Origin of the sequence: Lutibacter citreus, assembly GCF_003260195.1 — a bacterium.
Lineage (GTDB): Bacteria > Bacteroidota > Bacteroidia > Flavobacteriales > Flavobacteriaceae > Lutibacter > Lutibacter citreus.
Window position 1 is genome coordinate 663,398 of the sequence record NZ_QEIH01000001.1, and the last position, 18,102, is coordinate 681,499.

Genomic DNA, 18,102 nt, shown 5'->3' on the forward strand with positions numbered 1-18,102 from the left:
TTAAATTATTGTTATAAAAGCTATAACATTTTTTTATTTGTACTACCAATTAAATGGTACTTTAGGTTTTTTAAATTTAGAAGAAGATTTATTTAAGTTAACTATTATACTTAATTCGTGAGCACCACTAGTATAGTTTCCTATATTTTGCGTAGAACTATCATAAGTGTAACCTAATTTTAAATATTCATTTAATCTAATTTGAAATAAGCCTGAAATAGATTCATCAAATCTATGAGAAATTCCAATTTCTAATAAGTTATTCCATAAAAAACTTGCTGAAACATCTGTTGTTAGCGGAGCTCCATTTACTGCTCTTATTAAAAATGAAGGTCTTAATTGAAATTCTTTACTTAAATCAAAAACATAACCAGAAGACAGATAAGCCACTATATTTTTATTTGCAGAAGTGACTACATTCCGTTTTTCATAACGTGTTGATTCAAGTAGATTTATTGTAGATAAACTTACATAGAACTTATCTGAATAATAAAATGCTCCAACTCCAATGTTGGGGTTAGTTTGATTTATGTTTTCATTTAAAAGAGGATCATTAAATATTTCTAATTCTAATAAATCAATATTTAAAAAACTAGCTCCTGCTTTTATCCCGAATGCTAAAGTAGATTTTTCTGAAACTTTTAAAGCATATGAAAAATCAGCATAAATGTGCTTTTCACTTAAAACAAAAACCTTGTCATTTACAATTGATAAACCTAACCCTACATTTTTTCCGGTTGCTCCATGTACAGATATAGCTTCAGTTTTAGGGGCCCCATCTTCTCCTGCCCATTGACTTCTAATACTTGCTGTAGCTGTAAAATAACCATGACTACCAGCGTAAGCAGGATTTATTAAACTAAAATTATTATAGTATTGAGTATAAAGAGGGTCTTGTTGAGAAAACCCATTAAAACTATTTAATATTAGTATTATTATACATATATATTGTGATATAATTTTCATTTATCTTTTTTTTAATAGTTTATATAAATCCAACCTTTGTAAATAAGTTGATTTTTAATAGTTAAGACATAGAAATACGCGCCCACAGGTACCTTTTCATTATTTCCAATTACATTAGCTCCTTGAGCAACACCGTTCCAATGGTTTTGGTAATTAGTATCTCCATAAACTTTGTTTCCCCAGCGGTTATAAATCTCTAATTTATTACCAGGATAATTATGTAATCCTTCAATAAATAAATCATCATTTATTCCATCATTATTTGGTGAAAAACTTCGTGGTACATATAATTTACCTTGGCAAGCATCTCCAATACCATTTCCATCTATATCTGCCTGGTCTGCATTGTGGCTTGTGTTACAATTATCTATATCATTGTTAACACCATCTCCATCTACATCATCATCACAGGCATCTGCAATTCCATCTAAATCAAGGTCAGGAGCAGTAAAAGTTATTATTGCTTTTTCTGAACTACTATTACCTGCTTTATCTAAAACTGTAAGAGTTACAACTTGTTCGCCTATTAAAGGACAGTTAAAAGTTGTTTTATCTAAATTAATTGAGTCAATACCGCATTCATCAAAACTACCATCATTAATATCTTCAGAAGTAATTGAAGCACTTCCAGAGGAATTTAATTCAATGGTAAGATCTTTTGTTATAACAATAGGTGAAGTATTATCTTTAATAGTAACTGTTGTAGTACAAGTAGATTTATTTCCACTCATATCAATAACTGTTAAGGTAACTGTGTTTTCACCAATATTTGAACAATCGAATAATGTTTTATCAATAGAGGTTGATTTAATGGTACAATTGTCGCTACTATTGTTATTAATATCAGTTATTGAAATTGAAGCATTTCCAGTTTCATCTAAAACTAAATCAAAAGGAACAGTGCAATTTGCTACTGGAGCTATAATATCTTTAATAGTTACAGTTGCTTTGGTACTAGTTTTATTTCCATTTACATCTGTAATAGTAAGTGTAACAATATTTTCTCCAATATTTGAACAGTCAAAAGAATCTTTATCAATAACTGAAGAAGCAATACTACAATTGTCACTAGATCCATTATCAATGTCATTTACAGAAATGGTTGCTTTTTCATTTGCATCCAATTCAACTGTAATGTTTTTAGCTAACGCTATAGGAGCAATATCATCTATAATTGTAATAATAGAAACACCTGTAGATTTATTTCCACTCTTGTCCGTTACAGTTAGTGTTACATTATTTTTACCAATATTACTACAATCAAAAGAGTTATAATCAATAACCATAGATTCAATAGCACAATTATCTGAAGAACCATTATCAACATCTGTAGGTGTTATAGTAACCTTTCCTTCAGAGTTTAGTTTCAGATTTAAATCTTTAGTTTTTACAATTGGTGCAGTTGTTTCTTTAACGGTAACTGTTGCATTTTTACTAGCGCTATTTCCGTTCACATCTAAAACAGTAAGATTCACTATATTTTCACCTATATTAGAACAGTTAAAGGAAGTTTTATCTAAGTTTAAAGATTTTATGTTACAGTTGTCAGTTGAACCATTATTAATATCAGTAATTGAGATTGAAGCTTTTCCTTCAAGGTTTAATTGAACAGAAACATTTTTAGTTAAAACAATAGGTTTTAGAATGTCTTTAACAGTTACAATTGCATTTTTAGTAGCTTTATTTCCGTTTACATCCGTAACAATTAAAGTAACTTTATTTTCTCCAATATTAGAACAGTCAAAAGATGTTTTATCTAAAACAATAGATGCTATTTCACAATTATCATTTGATCCATTATCAATTTGTTCAGCTGTAATTTCAGCAGTTCCATTTTCATTTAATTGAATAGAAATATCTTGAGTTAATACTTCGGGTTTTATTGTTTCATTAATAGTAACAATAGCTTCTTTTTCAGAAACGTTTCCATTAACATCGGTAACTGTTAATATTACAGTATTTTCACCAATATTAGTACAATTAAAAGATGTTTTATCTAAACTAATAGATTCAATACCGCAATTATCACTTGAACCATTTTCTATATCATTTGCTGAAATAGAAGCTTTTCCATCTTCGTTTAATAATACATCAATATTTTTGGTAACAACTATTGGGGCAATTTTATCTACAATAGTTAAAGTTGTAAAACAACTTGTTCTATTGTTTCCTCTATCTTTAACAATAAACTCAACATCTTTGGTTCCAATATCTTCACAAGTAAATTTATTATCTAAATAATTAAGTCGATAATTAATCTTTGTAGCCATTATTGAAATTCCGCAATTATCAGTTGATCCATTGTCAAAATCTTTAGCTGCAACAGTAACTTCTCCATTTTCATCTAATTCAACAGTTAAAGCCTTGCAGATAGCAACAGGAGCAATTAAATCTCTAACTGTTACAATAGATTCACAAGAATCTGTGTTTCCACTTAAGTCGGTTACAGTTAAAGTAACAACATGTTCACCTATTTCACTGCAATTAAAAGAGGTTTTGGATGCTGTAATAGAAGCAATACCACAATTGTCAGTTGAATCATTGTTAATCATATCAGCTGTTATATTCGCAATATTTTGAGAATTAAGATTTACAAATATATCTTTGCAAATTGCCTTTGGATCTTCTTTGTCCTTATTTTCAACTACTATTTCTTTAACAAAGTTACTAGTACAGGTTCCGCCAGCAGGATCTGATACTGTTAAGGATACATTATAAGTTTCAAAAGAAGCGTATGTATGTGTTGGATTTTTTTCAGTAGAAGTATTACCATCTCCAAAATCCCAACTCCAAGAGGTTGCTCCAACAGATTTATTTTCAAAAATTACTTTTTTATAATCAGGGCATTCAGCAATAGAAGTAAATGAAGCTTTTAGATTTTTAATTTCAATTAAATTTTCTACTTTTTTCTCAGAAGTACATCCATTTATATTAGCCGTTAAGGTAACATCAAATTTTCCATCGGCAGTATAGGTGTGTGTTGGACTTTCTTCAGTAGAAGTTTTACCATCTCCAAAGTCCCATTGCCAGCTATCGCTCAAACTGGAATTTAAAGAAGTATTGTTGAATTTAACCGTGTTTGGTCCGCAAGCAAAGGAATAATTACTAGTAAAATTAGCTTCCGTTTTAAGTACTGTAACTGTTGCGTTACAATTACTTTCGTTGCCATAATTGTCCGTAACTGTTAGGATTACTGTATTTGCACCAATATTATCACAAGTAAATGCAGTTTTGCTAGCACTTAAAGTTACCGTACTATTATCACAACTTTGGGATTCATTATTTATCATTTCTGCTGTGATAGTTGCATTTCCTGTACTATCTAAATATATAGAAATAGGTTTACAACTAGCAGTTGGTAAAACAGGGCCACCATCAGCAATTGCTGTCCAATTATGCCCTGAGGCAGATAATAAATTAGCACGAGCTCTTGCTCCAGCACAATACTTGCTATTTCCACCATAAAAAGTAACATTAGGTTGTAAACTGAGTGAATTATTCCAACCTATTAATAGAGCATCGTAATTATTAGTTGAAAGTGTAACACCTTTAAACATTTCAGTCATGTCATTTACAGAGCCTACATTCCAACTTCCAATATTTTGATCGAATGATGATGCAGCATAAAACATTGAAATCATATTAGTTGCATTTTCAACATTCCATGCACTTAAATCTTGATTGAACGATGAATTATAGTTAAACATTGCTTGAAAGTTTTCTCCACTTTCAACATTCCAATTACTTATATTTGAATTAAATTTACCTCTATTGCTAAACATATAGGAGAAAAATTTCACTTTACCTACGTCCCAATTACTAATGTCTGGATTAAAGTTGCTAATGAAACCATTAGCAACCAAGTTTGTATTGTATGAAAAAAGAGATCCCATATGTACAACATTACTTACATCCCAATTATTAAATGCAGGGTTTATATTTTCTAAATTAGGGGTGTCTTGGAAGGCACTATTCATATACATTTTTTCTACACTAGATAAAATTGGCACATCGGTTGCAATAATGCTAATTAAATTTAAACAACCTTTAAAGCTTTTGGCGAAAGATTTCCATTGAATAGTTCCCCATTGATCAATGCTTATCAACTTGTCTTTAGAAGCTGCATTACCATTAAAATAAATTCTAGGAAAATCTCCACTTATTTTAATTGTATGAGTACCAGGCATAACATATTCATGAGTAGCATCTCCGTTATAGGGACCATTTACTGTTAATCCTCCTTCTCCCCAATCAACATAATAATTATATCCAGTACCAAAAGTTGGTATAGTAATTGACTCGTTTGCCGAAGTTGTTTTCCAGGTAGTGTTAAAAGAGGATGTAGAGCAATCTGTTCCTTTATCATTAATTACTTTTCCCCAAGCGGTTTCTAATGCTTGTCTAGCAGTTAAAGAATTACAATATTTGCTATCACCAAATTTTGGACTTGTTGCTAATGATGGTAATTCTGCAATCCAACTACTCCAACCATTTAGTAAGGCGTCATAATTTGCAACAGAAAGCTTTGAAGAAATACCAGGTGTAGAACTGTTGAAAAAGTTTTGAAGATTAGTTACTTTTCTAATGTCCCATTTTGAAAGATTTTGATCAAAAGCGATTGCATCACCAAACATTCCAGCCAAATCAAAAGCATTTCCAATATCCCAATTTCCTATATCTTGATTAAATACAGGGTTTTTTGAAAACATATATGTGAATTTCTTAGCATTAGAAACATCCCATTTATCAATGTTACCATTAAATTTAGTATTGGAAAATACATTCCCAAAATCTTCAATTGTACTTACATCCCAATTATTTAATTCATTAGTAATTCCACTTAAATCGGTTCTTATGAATACTTTTTTAAGGGTGATTGCATTTTTCAAATTTGGGGATTCTAAATCATGTATGTATTTTAAATTACTACAATTTTCAAAACTACTAGCCATAGAACTCCAAGGCATTGTTCCCCATTGTTCAATTGAAATTAGTTTTGTATTACTAGCTGAATTTTTTAGAATAACACTGGTAATTTCACCTGAAATTTCAATAGTAATATTTCCTTTTTCAGCAGTAACAGTAGAAGTATGACTTCCTGAATAGGTGTGAGAAGCTGTTCCACTTTGATTGGTTTGAATAAAGCCGTCTCCCCAATCTATGGAATATCCAGATCCCGTTATAGGAATAATAATTTTATCTCCTGTATCTACTGTCCAAGTAGTTATAAATGGAGTTTCAATAACAGGGCAGTTTTTACCTGCATCGGTTATATTCCAAAGATAAGTATTCTCAATTAGTTGTTTGGCAGTTTCTGCTTCATCACTACAATATTCACTATTACCAGAATTAAAATCAAGGCCAGTTGGTAGAACATTTGTACTCCAGCCAATTAATAATTTTTCATAGTTTTCAATTGATAGTTTAGAATTTCTAAAAAAACTCTGAACGTTTACTGCACTTGCTATATTCCAATTACTAATATCCGCATCAAAACCCGAGTCAGCAAACATCAAATCAAGTCGTTTACTTTCAGAAACATCCCAATTATTTATAGCTGGGTTTACATAAGTTAATTTTGTAAATCTAAAAGCATAACCTATCCATTCTGCTTTTGTATTGTCAAAAGAATTCTCATTATATTTTGTTGTTAAATTTGGGGCATCTGAAGCATTAATTGCCTCAAGATTGGTGCACCCTTGAAAAGCTTTCCAAAAAGATTTCCAGTTTATATCTCCCCATTGCTCTATACTAATTATTTTGTTTTTATTTAAAGAGGCATCTGTATCTGAATTTCCATTAAAATAAATTCGAGGAAAGTTGTCTGATATTTTCACGGTGTAGGTGCCTGCATTTGTATAAGAGTGATTTGCATCACCTGAAACCCCAGTTTCATTTGGTGATCCATCACCCCAATTAACAGTGTAAGAATATACATCATTAACTGTCCCAGATGTTGGAATTATAATGGATTCGTTAGCCGAAGTAGTTTTCCAAGTTGTTATAAATTCATTTTGGGAAAACCCAACGTAAAAAAAGAATAGTAATAAAATTAGTAAAGTAATTTTCTTCATAATATATAATTTGGGTTGTTGTTTTATTTTATTATTGGTATTTAAAATGAATACGGTTTAAACTATAGTGAAAAGCCAGTTTTGTTATTCAGTGTTTCCCCTTTTTTACTGAATGTTAATTTTTTTGAAAGTGTTTTATGGTTGTTTTAAGTTTGTAAAAAGTTTAATATAACGGTTTATAATAATTACATCAAACTTAACAAAAATGTCAATAATTAAAGATTTAAATGTCTTTATCAGTAACATATATGTCTTTATTTCCTTTATTTCATAGATAGTATTAAATTATATGAGATTTTTTGATATACCCATGGGATTAGCTTATTTTTGAATAGATTTAAATTTTTTAATATGAAAAAAATAATATTGTTTTTTGTGGCTATAGTTTTATTTTCTTGTACCGAGGAAAAAAAAGCTCGTAAACCTAAAAAACAGGTAATTGTTGAAGAAAGCTCAACTACAATGGAAAAAAAATTGGATAAATATGTGTCTTTTAAATTAACTTCAAATGTAAGTGTTTTATCTGAAAATGAGCGTAAAATGTTGCCGATTTTAATTAAGGCAGCTGATAAAATGAATGCATTGTTTTGGTATGAATCTTACGGGAACAAAGTAGAATTAATGAAAGGAATTAGAGATGAAGATACCAAAAAATTTACTGAAATTAATTACGGTCCTTGGGATAGATTAAATGGGAATAAATCTTTTGTTGAAGCTATAGGAGCAAAACCTTTAGGGGCAAATTACTATCCCGCTGATATGACAAAAACAGAATTTGAAGCTTTTAAGGATAAAAGCAAATCAAGTTTATATACGTTTGTTAGAAGAAATGAAGATGGAAGTTTAAAAACCATTCCTTATAAAGTTCAGTTTAAAAACCAAGTTAAAGAAGTTTCAGATTTGTTATTAGAAGCTTCAAAATTAGCTGAAGATGCTGGTTTAAAAAAATATTTAGAATTACGGTCTCAAGCTTTTTTAACAGATGATTATCAAGCAAGTGATTTTGCTTGGATGGATATGAAAACCAATAGATTAGATATTGTTATTGGTCCAATTGAAACTTATGAAGATCAATTATTTGGAAACAAAGCTTCACACTCAGCATATGTTTTAATTAAAGATATGTTATGGAGTAAAAAACTAGAGAAATTTGCACAGTTTTTACCAGAATTACAAGTTGGTTTGCCTGTTGATGAAGCTTACAAGCAAGAAAAACCAGGAACAGATTCAGAATTAAACGCGTATGATGTGGTGTATTACTCAGGTGATTGTAATGCTGGTAGTAAAACAATTGCAATTAATTTACCAAATGATGAACAAGTTCAGTTAAAAAACGGTTCAAGACGTTTGCAGTTAAAAAATGCAATGCGAGCTAAATTCGATAAAATTTTAATTCCTATTGCAGATAAATTAATTGAAAAAAGTCAAAGAAAACACATTACTTTTGATGCTTTTTTTGCAAATACAATGTTTCATGAAGTAGCTCACGGTTTAGGTATTAAAAAAACCATAAACGGAAAAGGAATGGTAAGAGCTTCACTAAAAGAATTAGCTTCAGCATTAGAAGAAGGTAAAGCAGATATTCTTGGTTTATATATGGTACAACAATTACACAAAAAAGGTGAAATTGATGGAGATATGAAAGATTATATGACCACATTTATGGCTGGTATTTTCCGTTCTGTACGTTTTGGAGCTTCAAGTGCACACGGAAAAGCAAATATGATTCGTTTTAACTTTTTTAAAGAAAAAGGAGCATTTTCTAAAAATGAAGATGGAACTTATAAAGTAAATTATGATAAACTTGAAGGTGCTATGAAAGATTTATCTAACTTAATTTTAACATTACAAGGTAATGGAGACTATGATGGTGTAAAAAAGTTAGTTGCTGAAAAAGGAATTATTCCTGCTGATTTACAAGCTGATTTGGATAAATTAAGTGAGCAAAATATACCTGTTGATGTTGTTTTTGAACAAGGAGTTAAAACTCTTGGTTTGTAAAAAATAAAATATTAAAGTAAAAAGCCTTCGAAATGAAGGCTTTTTTTATGTTTTTTTTTAAATTAGCGTATGGCAGAATCAAACACAAAAATTGGAAAAGGGAAAAAGTTAAATTATGATGCAGAACTTGAAATTTTACACAAGGAATTAGTACATCTTCAAGAATGGGTAAAATCTCAAGGATTAAAAGTAGTTGTTATTTTTGAAGGAAGAGATGCCTCAGGAAAAGGAGGAACTATAAAGAGATTTACAGAACCATTAAATCCTAGAGTTTGTAAAGTAGTTGCGCTGGGTGTTCCTACTGAAAAAGAAAAATCTCAATGGTATTTTCAACGTTATGTGCCACATTTACCAGCAGCTGGTGAAATTGTGTTATTTGATAGAAGTTGGTACAATAGAGCAGGAGTAGAAAAAGTAATGGGGTTTTGTACAGATAAACAATATAATGAGTTTTTAAGATCTTGTCCAGAATTTGAAAGAATGCTAGTTAGGTCTGGTATTATTGTATTAAAATATTGGTTTTCAGTTAGTGATGAAGAACAAGAAAGAAGATTTAAGAATAGAATAGCGAACCCAGTAAAACGATGGAAATTTAGTCCAATGGATTTAGAATCTCGGTCACGTTGGTTAGAATATTCAAAAGCTAAAGATGCTATGTTTGCCCATACAGATACTAAACAAGTACCTTGGTTTGTTGTAAATGCAGATAATAAGAAAAAAGCAAGACTAAATTGTATTAGCCATATTCTAAGTAAAATACCTTATGAGAAAATGAATTTAGAACCTATTGAATTACCTTCTTTACCAGAGTATATTGGATATGTAAGGCCACCAATAGATTATCAAACATTTGTTCCTGAGAAATATTAAATATTTAAAAAAAGCTTTCAAAATTGGAAGCTTTTTTTATAAGACAAATTAAGGTAAGCTTATATCTAAATTAACTTTACTATTAAGGCTAAATAATGTAGTATTATCTTAATCAGAAATTTTTTAAATTTTACTGCAGTTAATAGTATAAAAGGTTTGCTTTTATAGTAAAAAATTAAATTTTATTATTTAATTATTAGGAATTATTTTTTGAATAAAATCTTCTAAACTTGTTACTCTAGTTTTCCATCCATTTATTGAGTATTGGTTTAAATAAACTCTATACTTTTCTTCGTATTTTACTTTAGTTGCAATATTAATTGGAGTTATCATAATAATTTTAAGTTTAGATACTTTCTTTTGACACTCTTTTAGCTATTTAGTCACATAAAATAAAGGTTGTTAATTAAAGAATTATTGATTGAGAACAAGTGGTAAATATGCTGCTATTAAGGTATTAGAAAAAATTATTCAATAATTACAATTGTTATTTACAGAGTTTGTTTTAAAAGAAAAACGCACAAAAAAACCGATGCTATTAACATCGGTTTAAAATACTTTTTTAATTGAATTTTATTTAGGATCAAGTATGCCGTCTATACGCTTTACAATATCTTGTAAATGATATCTAGTAATTGTATTTGGTACAGAATTAGAAGCTCTTTGAGCGTCTCTTTTAATTCTATTTAACTCTCCTCTAACTATAGGAATAATATCAGATTGTTTTACAGTAACTGAAGTTGTTTTAACATAACTTGAAGACTTTTTATCACTAATATCCTTAGCTGTTATTAAATAGGCTAAACGCTCTACATATGCTCTTTGTAAATTTCTTCTATAAGTATCAATGCTTTTATTATACTTTAATTCACTCCAAATACCATTTCTTAGGTCGTACATCAGTGCAACTAATGTGTATGCGGTAGCTCCATTTAAAGTTTCGTTTTCAACCATTCTCATCATTTTTCCTAAACTTAAAATTTTATTTAATGTGGCTGTTTGTGTTGCTCTCATTTTTTCAGTGAAACCAGAATATGCTGTTCTACCAATAATTTCTTTGTCTATTAACCAAGTTGGAGTATTGAATAATTCACTATTAATAAATTTTAAACAATTTTTTTGATGTGTTTTATCAACATATTCATATATTTTTCCTTCTTGATTAGATGTTTTATAATTTTCATAAACACCACCAATATTGGCAGCAACATGTCCCATATATCTATTGAATTGAGCATATACATGTCCATACATTGTTTTTAAGTCTTCATATGTTTCACCATCTTTAGTTGTCCAATTAATTAGATTAGAAACAACTACTTTAAGATTTTTAATACCATAAGAACTCGCTAAAATAGCATCATCTCCTAAATCTTCAGTTTGAGAACTTGGGTCAACTACATCGCCTACTTGCTGATGCCCAAATCGATAAAGAGGATCACCTGCGTGTTTCATAATCCATTTATTCAATGTTGCTTTTTCTTCTTTTGAGGAAACATTTAAAATAGGTCTGTATCCCCATTCAATTGAATATTTGTCGTAAACTCCAATATTTGGAAATAATGATACGCCTTTGTCTTCTGGTTGTGCTATATAATTAAATCTTGCATAATCCATTATTGAAGGAGCCGTACCAAATTTCTTAGTAAATTCGGGATTACGTAAATCTTCAACTTTGTAAGCGCTACTACTACCCATATTATGAGGTAATCCTAATGTATGACCTACTTCATGAGACGATACAAAACGAATTAATTCAGCCATAACTTCGTCACTAAATTCAGAATTTTGAGCATCTGGATTATTAGCAGCGGTTTGAACAAAAAACCAGCCATTAACCAAACTCATTACATTATGGTACCAGTTAATGTCTGACTCTAAAATTTCACCTGAACGAGGATCGCTAACATGTGGTCCATTTGCATTTGGAATAGGAGATGCTAAATATCGGACAACTGAATAACGAACATCTTCAGGACTCCAATCTGGGTCTTCTTCTTTAGTTGGTGGGTCTTTTGCAATAATGGCTTCTTTAAAACCGGCAGCTTCAAAAGCAACTTGCCAGTCTTCAATTCCATCTTTTATTGCTTGTCTCCATTTTTTTGGAGTAGCTCTATCAATATAATAAACAATTTGTTTTTTAGGAACTACTAATTCTCCTCGTTTAAATTTTTCAAGATCTTCATCTTTTACTTCCAATCTCCAACGATCTAAAAATATATTTTTTTTACTTTTTTGAGCTTCATCCCCATAGTCAGTCTGCGTAGTAGTAAACCAGCCTATGCGTTCATCAAAATATCTACGTTTCATAGGTTCTTTTGGAAGTAAAATCATAGAATTACTCATTTCAACAGAAACAGTTCCTGTGCTAGTATTAGATGGAGGAGCAGTTGCCGCATATGTTTTTACATGGCGACTTTCAATATTTAAAGGGTAACTTCTTATACTATCAATAAATGATTTTTTAGTATCTAAACGTGTTATTTTATATCCCTTTCTAGCGTAACTTGGTAAACCAATTGCTTTTACGTCTGTTGTGAATAAATCAGTTACGTCTATTACGGTTCCTTTTTTATCTTTTGAAAAGGCTTTAATAGGAAAGGTAAATAATATAGGTTCAAAGTTTGAATTTGCAACGGCTTCATGAACCGGTAAATTTTCATCTGCTACGGTATTATAAGATACTACTCTCAATAAAATTTGTTTACCTTTTTTCTGCCAACGTAAAACTTGAGTATTTGCTTTTTGACCTCCAAAATTTTTAGTGTTAGAAGTATTTTTGGCAATACGCGTAACCATTAACATTTCTCTTTCTAAAAGAGTATCTGGTATTTCATATAAGTATTTATCATCAACAAAATGAACTTTAAATAGCCCCGAATCTGTTTTTACTTCTTTAGTTATAACCTTAGAATAAGGTTGTATAGCACCTTTTTTTTGTGGAGGTGGCTTTGGAATTTCAATATCACTTTTTTTGTTTTTCTTCTTTTTTCTTTGAGCATTTATATCTGTTGAAAAACCAAGAATAAGCACTAAAGCTACAAGGCTTGTACATATTTTTTTAATCATAAATAGTAGGATGTTTGATAATAGATTTTTTTTAAAAGTATTAAAAGACGATCTAAAAAATCTTAAAAATATGTTAAAGAAAAGCCGTTTTACATTTTGTAAAACGGCTTTTTTGTTAAAATTCGAATTTAATTACTTTTTAGCTTTTTTCAATTGCTTTTGAATTTTCTTAATTGCAGATTCAATTGGTTTTTCAGGTTCAATAACATTGTAATCTCCCCAAAATTCAGGATCTGAAAAACCTGAGGCTTCATCACTTAAAATTACTGAAGATTTTAATCTTTCTTTAAATTTAAAGGTGTTGCCTTCAGTATTTTTTTTCCAATTAGTAATTGCCATTTCCATAGTTAAATGATATACAGAATTGAATAATCTTTTGTCATAATTAATTTTAAAACCTAATTGAATTCTACTATAGGCGTAAAACCATTTTCCGTTTTTTTCTCTATAATTAATTTGATAGGAGGCTTCAATAGCTTCAACTTTAGCTTTTCGTGGTTTTTTAACTATAAACCTTCTAGTAGCGGCTACTTTATCTTCTAAATTAACGTGAAAGATAATACTAGTTAAGGCAAAGGTATTGGCATCAATAAATAATTTTCCATAATTTAAAGATTCTTCAACGGAAGGCTTTTGTTTAAAATTTACTACATAAATAGGCCTGTTATCAATTTTAGTTGAGGTATCAAATTTGAAATCATATTTTTCAAAAGTATCTAAATCGAAAAAATCGGAGGTATTTTTCATAACATCAATTCTAATTGCACTTAATGGTCCTCCTTTTAATTTTAATGTAATGGTATCAAGTTTGTTATAATCGGTGTTTTTTCGAGCCTTAAATAACTTTAATAAATCTACTCGGCTACTATTATATGATTGTTTTTTAATATCTACAACAGCTTCTGAAAGCGATACATAGGTTCTTCTTTTCTTAATGGTTTCTCTGTAAAAAGCCGTCATTTCTGTAGGGAAATCAAAATAGTTGTCTACTTTTCTATTTAGCATCTCACGAATAAGTGTTTCAGGATCTTTAACTTCAATTGCAATTTCTGTTAATTCTTCAATATGAGTTTCTAGTTTAATTACAATTTTTTCTTTATCAAAATCTTTAAAATCAACTACTTTACTTGTATACCCCAAAAAGGAGACTGTAATTCGGTTATTTTTATATTCCGTAGGAATTTTTAAAAGAAATTCACCGTGAGAATTAGTAATAGAGCTAATATTAGTATTGTTAACTATTAAAGTGGCATAAACCAAAGGTTTTTTGTTTTTACTATTTATTACAATTCCTCTATACTGTTCAAACCCAATAGTGTCTGTTAATATTTTATTTGTAGCATAATTGGAATTTTGAAAACCAAGGAAAACAAAAAATAAAAAAACAGTTTTTAGGCTTAGCTTTATATTTAAGAAGTTTTGATAATTTTTCATAATACACGAATTTAAAATTGTGATATTTTCTATTTTACAAGTTACTAATAATTAGGTAAATATAAAAGAGACAATTAAGAGGAAATAAAAAAACCTTCATTTAAAATGTACTCAATGAGTTATTTTGAATGAAGGTTTAATTTGTTTGAAATTGAAATTCTATATTTAATAAAATCTAGAATTTTAATTGTATGCAATTAGTTAGCTTTTTTAGCATCTAATTTAGCTATAACTTTTCCATATATAATTAATGAAATAGCAGATACAAATGCAATTGCAGCAAAGTAATACCATATATAATGTGCATTTACAGTAGCGGCTTGCCAAGCTTCGGTTGTGTCAAATAATTTTGGATCTGGACAATATTTAGAAAGTAAGTAACCTGATAAACCAAAACCAATAATAGATGCTAAAAAGGAATGTAAATGGCTGAAGCCAAGGTATAAACCTTCTTCACCTTTTGGTGCTTGTATTGAGAAAAATTCTAAGAATCTTGGTGAAATAAAAGACTCACTTAAACCTTGTAAAATAATACCAACAATCATCATTAGGGCTACAGGATGCATGCTAATAAAACCTAAATCAATTTCACCACCATGAAACCAGTTTCCACTTGCCATGGCAATTGCAGATAAAGGCATAATAAACATACCTACTGTCATTGAAAATAAAGGTGTTTTACTAGACATAATTCTAGTTATAAAAGTAACTGTTAATACCACAACTAATGGATTTACATTTGCATACCAAGAAGGAGAAGCTCCTTCACCTGCCATACGTAAAACGTATTTTGGCATGGTTGCATATAATTGATGTTGTACCATCCAAAAACCAGTAATAATAATTATAAGTGTAATTAATCTTCCGTTGGTAACTACTTTAATAAGTGATGTCCAAATTTCACTAAGAGTTTTTCCTTCTCCGTCGTGTTTTGCACTTTTATAAAAAAAGATGATCATAATTAATGCAAGAGCAGTCATTGCGGCAGAGAAGTAATTGATGTAAACCAATCCCATATCTCCCATTGCGCTTCTTAAAGGTTTTACTATTGTTTTTCCAGAAAAGGCACCAATATTTACCATCATATAAAATATTGAAAACCCAGCTGCTCTATTTGCTTCAGTAGTTTCTTTAGCAACTGTTCCTGTTATTACAGATTTTATAAAAGAACCACCAATCATTATAATCAACATAATTGGTACAATTGCCCATCTGTGGCTTGACTCAATTAATCCTGTAAAATTAATTCCATTAGAATAGTCAACTAGTCCAATTGATTCTAATGCTGTTGGAAGAGAAGCTAAACCAAAATAACCAATACTTAATAATGAAAATGCAATTATTAAGGAATATTTAAATCCAATTTTATCTGCTAATGCTCCTGAAAATGTTGGTAATAAATACAAACCTCCAGAAAAAACACCAGAAATTAATGCCGCTTCAACATCTGTAAATCCTAATATTCTTGATAGATAAAGTGTAATTACAATAAATACACCATAGTAAGCACCTCTTTCTAAAAGTTCTACAATATTTGCGGTCCAGAATGCTCTTGAAAATCCTTTTAATTTTTGAAACATGTTTAGATTTTAAATTAAGTTTTCGAAGTTAAGAATTTTAACTGATTAAGATTTTATAAAAATTATCTAATTATAATACTAAATGATTGAGGTTGTAACTGAAACAAAAAAGGAACTACATTTAAGTAATTCCTTTTTTTATATTTTAAAAGACTAGAACAAGTCTAATTTTACATAAAGTATTAATTATACTAGTTCAACAAATAAACCTTCATCTGTATTATTAACTTTGGCAATATTATTTTTAGTTAAGCCTTTAATGGTTTTATCCCATTTTTTATTGCTTAAACCACTTTTAGTTTTCAATTCTGCTAATTCAATTTTCTCAACTTTTTTAAGTAATTCAAAAACTGCTTTTTCATCATCGTTCAATTCAAAAGCTGGTGCTTTTTTCTCTGGTTTCATTTGAGGGAAAAATAATACTTCTTGTATAGATGCATTATTGGTCATAAACATAACCAAGCGGTCAATTCCAATTCCAATTCCTGAAGTTGGAGGCATACCATATTCTAAAGCTCTAATGAAATCTTGATCAATAAACATTGCTTCATCATCACCTTTTTCAGATAATGATAATTGATCTTCAAAACGTTCACGTTGATCTATTGGATCATTTAACTCAGAATAAGCATTTGCTAATTCTTTACCATTTACCATTAATTCAAAACGCTCTGTTAAAGCAGGATTATCTCTATGTTCTTTTGTTAACGGACTCATTTCTTTTGGATAATCAGTAATAAATGTTGGTTGAATGTAAAGGTGCTCACATTTTTCACCAAATAATTCATCAATCATTTTACCAATACCCATAGTTTCGTCTACTTCTATGCCAACTTTTCTACAAACATCTCTTAATTCAACTTCACCCAACCCAGCAACATCATAACCAGTATGAATTTTAATAGCTTCTAAAATTGGTACTCTAGGATAAGGAGCTTTAAAACTTACTTTATTTTCTCCAATTGTAACTTCGCTAGTTCCGTTAGTGTCAATTGCAATTTTTTCAAGTAATTCCTCCGTCATATTCATCATCCAGTGGTAATCTTTGTATGCAACATATAGCTCCATTACCGTAAACTCTGGATTGTGAGTTCTGTCCATTCCTTCATTTCTAAAGTCTTTAGCAAACTCATATACAGCATCAAAACCACCTACAATTAATCGTTTTAAATATAACTCATTCGCTATACGTAAATACAATGGCATGTCTAAAGCGTTATGGTGTGTCATAAAAGGTCTTGCAGCTGCACCACCTGGAATTGGTTGTAATACAGGCGTTTCAACTTCTAAATATCCTTTTTTATTGAAAAAATCACGCATTGAATTTGTGATTTTTGTTCTTTTTATAAACGTTTCTTTTACGTGGTCATTTACAATTAAATCTACGTAACGTTGGCGGTAACGTTGCTCGGCATCAGAAAAAGCATCGTGCACTTTTCCGTCGGCATCTGTTTTTACAACAGGTAAGGGACGTAAACTTTTAGATAGTACAGTTAGTTCTTTTACTTTTACAGATACTTCACCAACTTTGGTTTTAAAAACTTCACCTTTAATACCAATAATGTCTCCCATATCCAATAATTTTTTGAATACAGTATTGTACATTGTTGGATCTTCTTCTGAAGAAATCTCATCTCTATTTACATAGATTTGCATTCTGCCAGAAGTATCCTTAAGTTCAGCAAATGAAGCCTTTCCCATGATTCTTCTACTCATCATTCTTCCGGCTAAAACAACTTCTTTACCTTCAAAAGCATCAAAATTTGATGTTATTTTCTCAATGGTTGAGGTTGTCTTAAATTCTTCAGCAGGATAAGGATTTATACCTAATTCTCGTAACTTTTGTAACGATTCTCTTCTAACTATTTCAAGTGCTGATAATTGCATTATGCGATCTATTTAAATTACTTTTTATTAACGGTTCGCAAAGATACAATCAAATACGTAATTAATATAGCTTAGAAAGAAAAACTATTTTATTTATGATTTGAAATAATAAATTTTATATCTTTGCGTATCGCTTTACGGCGATTAAGTTGTGTTGTTTTGGCGTTTAATAGCGTCAATAGGTTTTTTAAACCAATGGAAAGCTTCCCGAAAAACCGGGA

At 29.8% G+C, this 18,102-nt stretch carries 9 protein-coding genes; 2 read left to right on the plus strand and 7 right to left on the minus strand.

The features are described 5' to 3' along the window. Positions 1 to 42: 42 nt before the first annotated feature. A complete protein-coding gene (locus DAD81_RS02635; protein ID WP_111706668.1) occupies positions 43 to 966 on the minus strand; it encodes a PorP/SprF family type IX secretion system membrane protein in 924 nt (307 codons plus the stop codon). A gap of 11 nt (positions 967 to 977) precedes the next feature. Further along, positions 978 to 7,040, minus strand: a complete 6,063-nt coding sequence (locus DAD81_RS02640) for a BspA family leucine-rich repeat surface protein (RefSeq protein WP_111706669.1) — start codon at positions 7,038 to 7,040, stop codon at positions 978 to 980. A 351-nt stretch (positions 7,041 to 7,391) separates the two neighbouring features. Between DAD81_RS02640 and DAD81_RS02645 the strand changes: the two genes are divergently transcribed. Continuing rightward, positions 7,392 to 9,041, plus strand: a complete 1,650-nt coding sequence (locus tag DAD81_RS02645) for a dipeptidyl-peptidase 3 family protein (protein WP_111706670.1) — start codon at positions 7,392 to 7,394, stop codon at positions 9,039 to 9,041. A gap of 69 nt (positions 9,042 to 9,110) precedes the next feature. Further along, complete coding sequence (gene ppk2, locus DAD81_RS02650; RefSeq protein ID WP_245949166.1) at positions 9,111 to 9,911, plus strand: polyphosphate kinase 2; 801 nt, start codon at positions 9,111 to 9,113, stop codon at positions 9,909 to 9,911. Positions 9,912 to 10,100: 189 nt separating this feature from the next. On the opposite strand, the gene DAD81_RS20665 is transcribed toward ppk2, so the two are convergent. The 5 genes from DAD81_RS20665 to lysS form a co-directional block, all read right to left on the minus strand. Next, a complete protein-coding gene (locus tag DAD81_RS20665; protein WP_157961060.1) occupies positions 10,101 to 10,244 on the minus strand; it encodes a hypothetical protein in 144 nt (47 codons plus the stop codon). Positions 10,245 to 10,484: 240 nt separating this feature from the next. Further along, on the minus strand, positions 10,485 to 12,980 hold the full coding sequence (locus tag DAD81_RS02655) for a zinc-dependent metalloprotease (RefSeq protein ID WP_111706671.1): 2,496 nt from the start codon (positions 12,978 to 12,980) through the stop codon (positions 10,485 to 10,487). Positions 12,981 to 13,112: 132 nt separating this feature from the next. Then, on the minus strand, positions 13,113 to 14,414 hold the full coding sequence (locus DAD81_RS02660) for a carboxypeptidase-like regulatory domain-containing protein (RefSeq protein ID WP_111706672.1): 1,302 nt from the start codon (positions 14,412 to 14,414) through the stop codon (positions 13,113 to 13,115). A gap of 197 nt (positions 14,415 to 14,611) precedes the next feature. Further along, complete coding sequence (locus DAD81_RS02665; protein WP_111706673.1) at positions 14,612 to 15,994, minus strand: MFS transporter; 1,383 nt, start codon at positions 15,992 to 15,994, stop codon at positions 14,612 to 14,614. A 186-nt stretch (positions 15,995 to 16,180) separates the two neighbouring features. After that, on the minus strand, positions 16,181 to 17,881 hold the full coding sequence (lysS, locus tag DAD81_RS02670) for a lysine--tRNA ligase (RefSeq protein WP_111706674.1): 1,701 nt from the start codon (positions 17,879 to 17,881) through the stop codon (positions 16,181 to 16,183). Between the last annotated feature and the right edge of the window lie 221 nt (positions 17,882 to 18,102).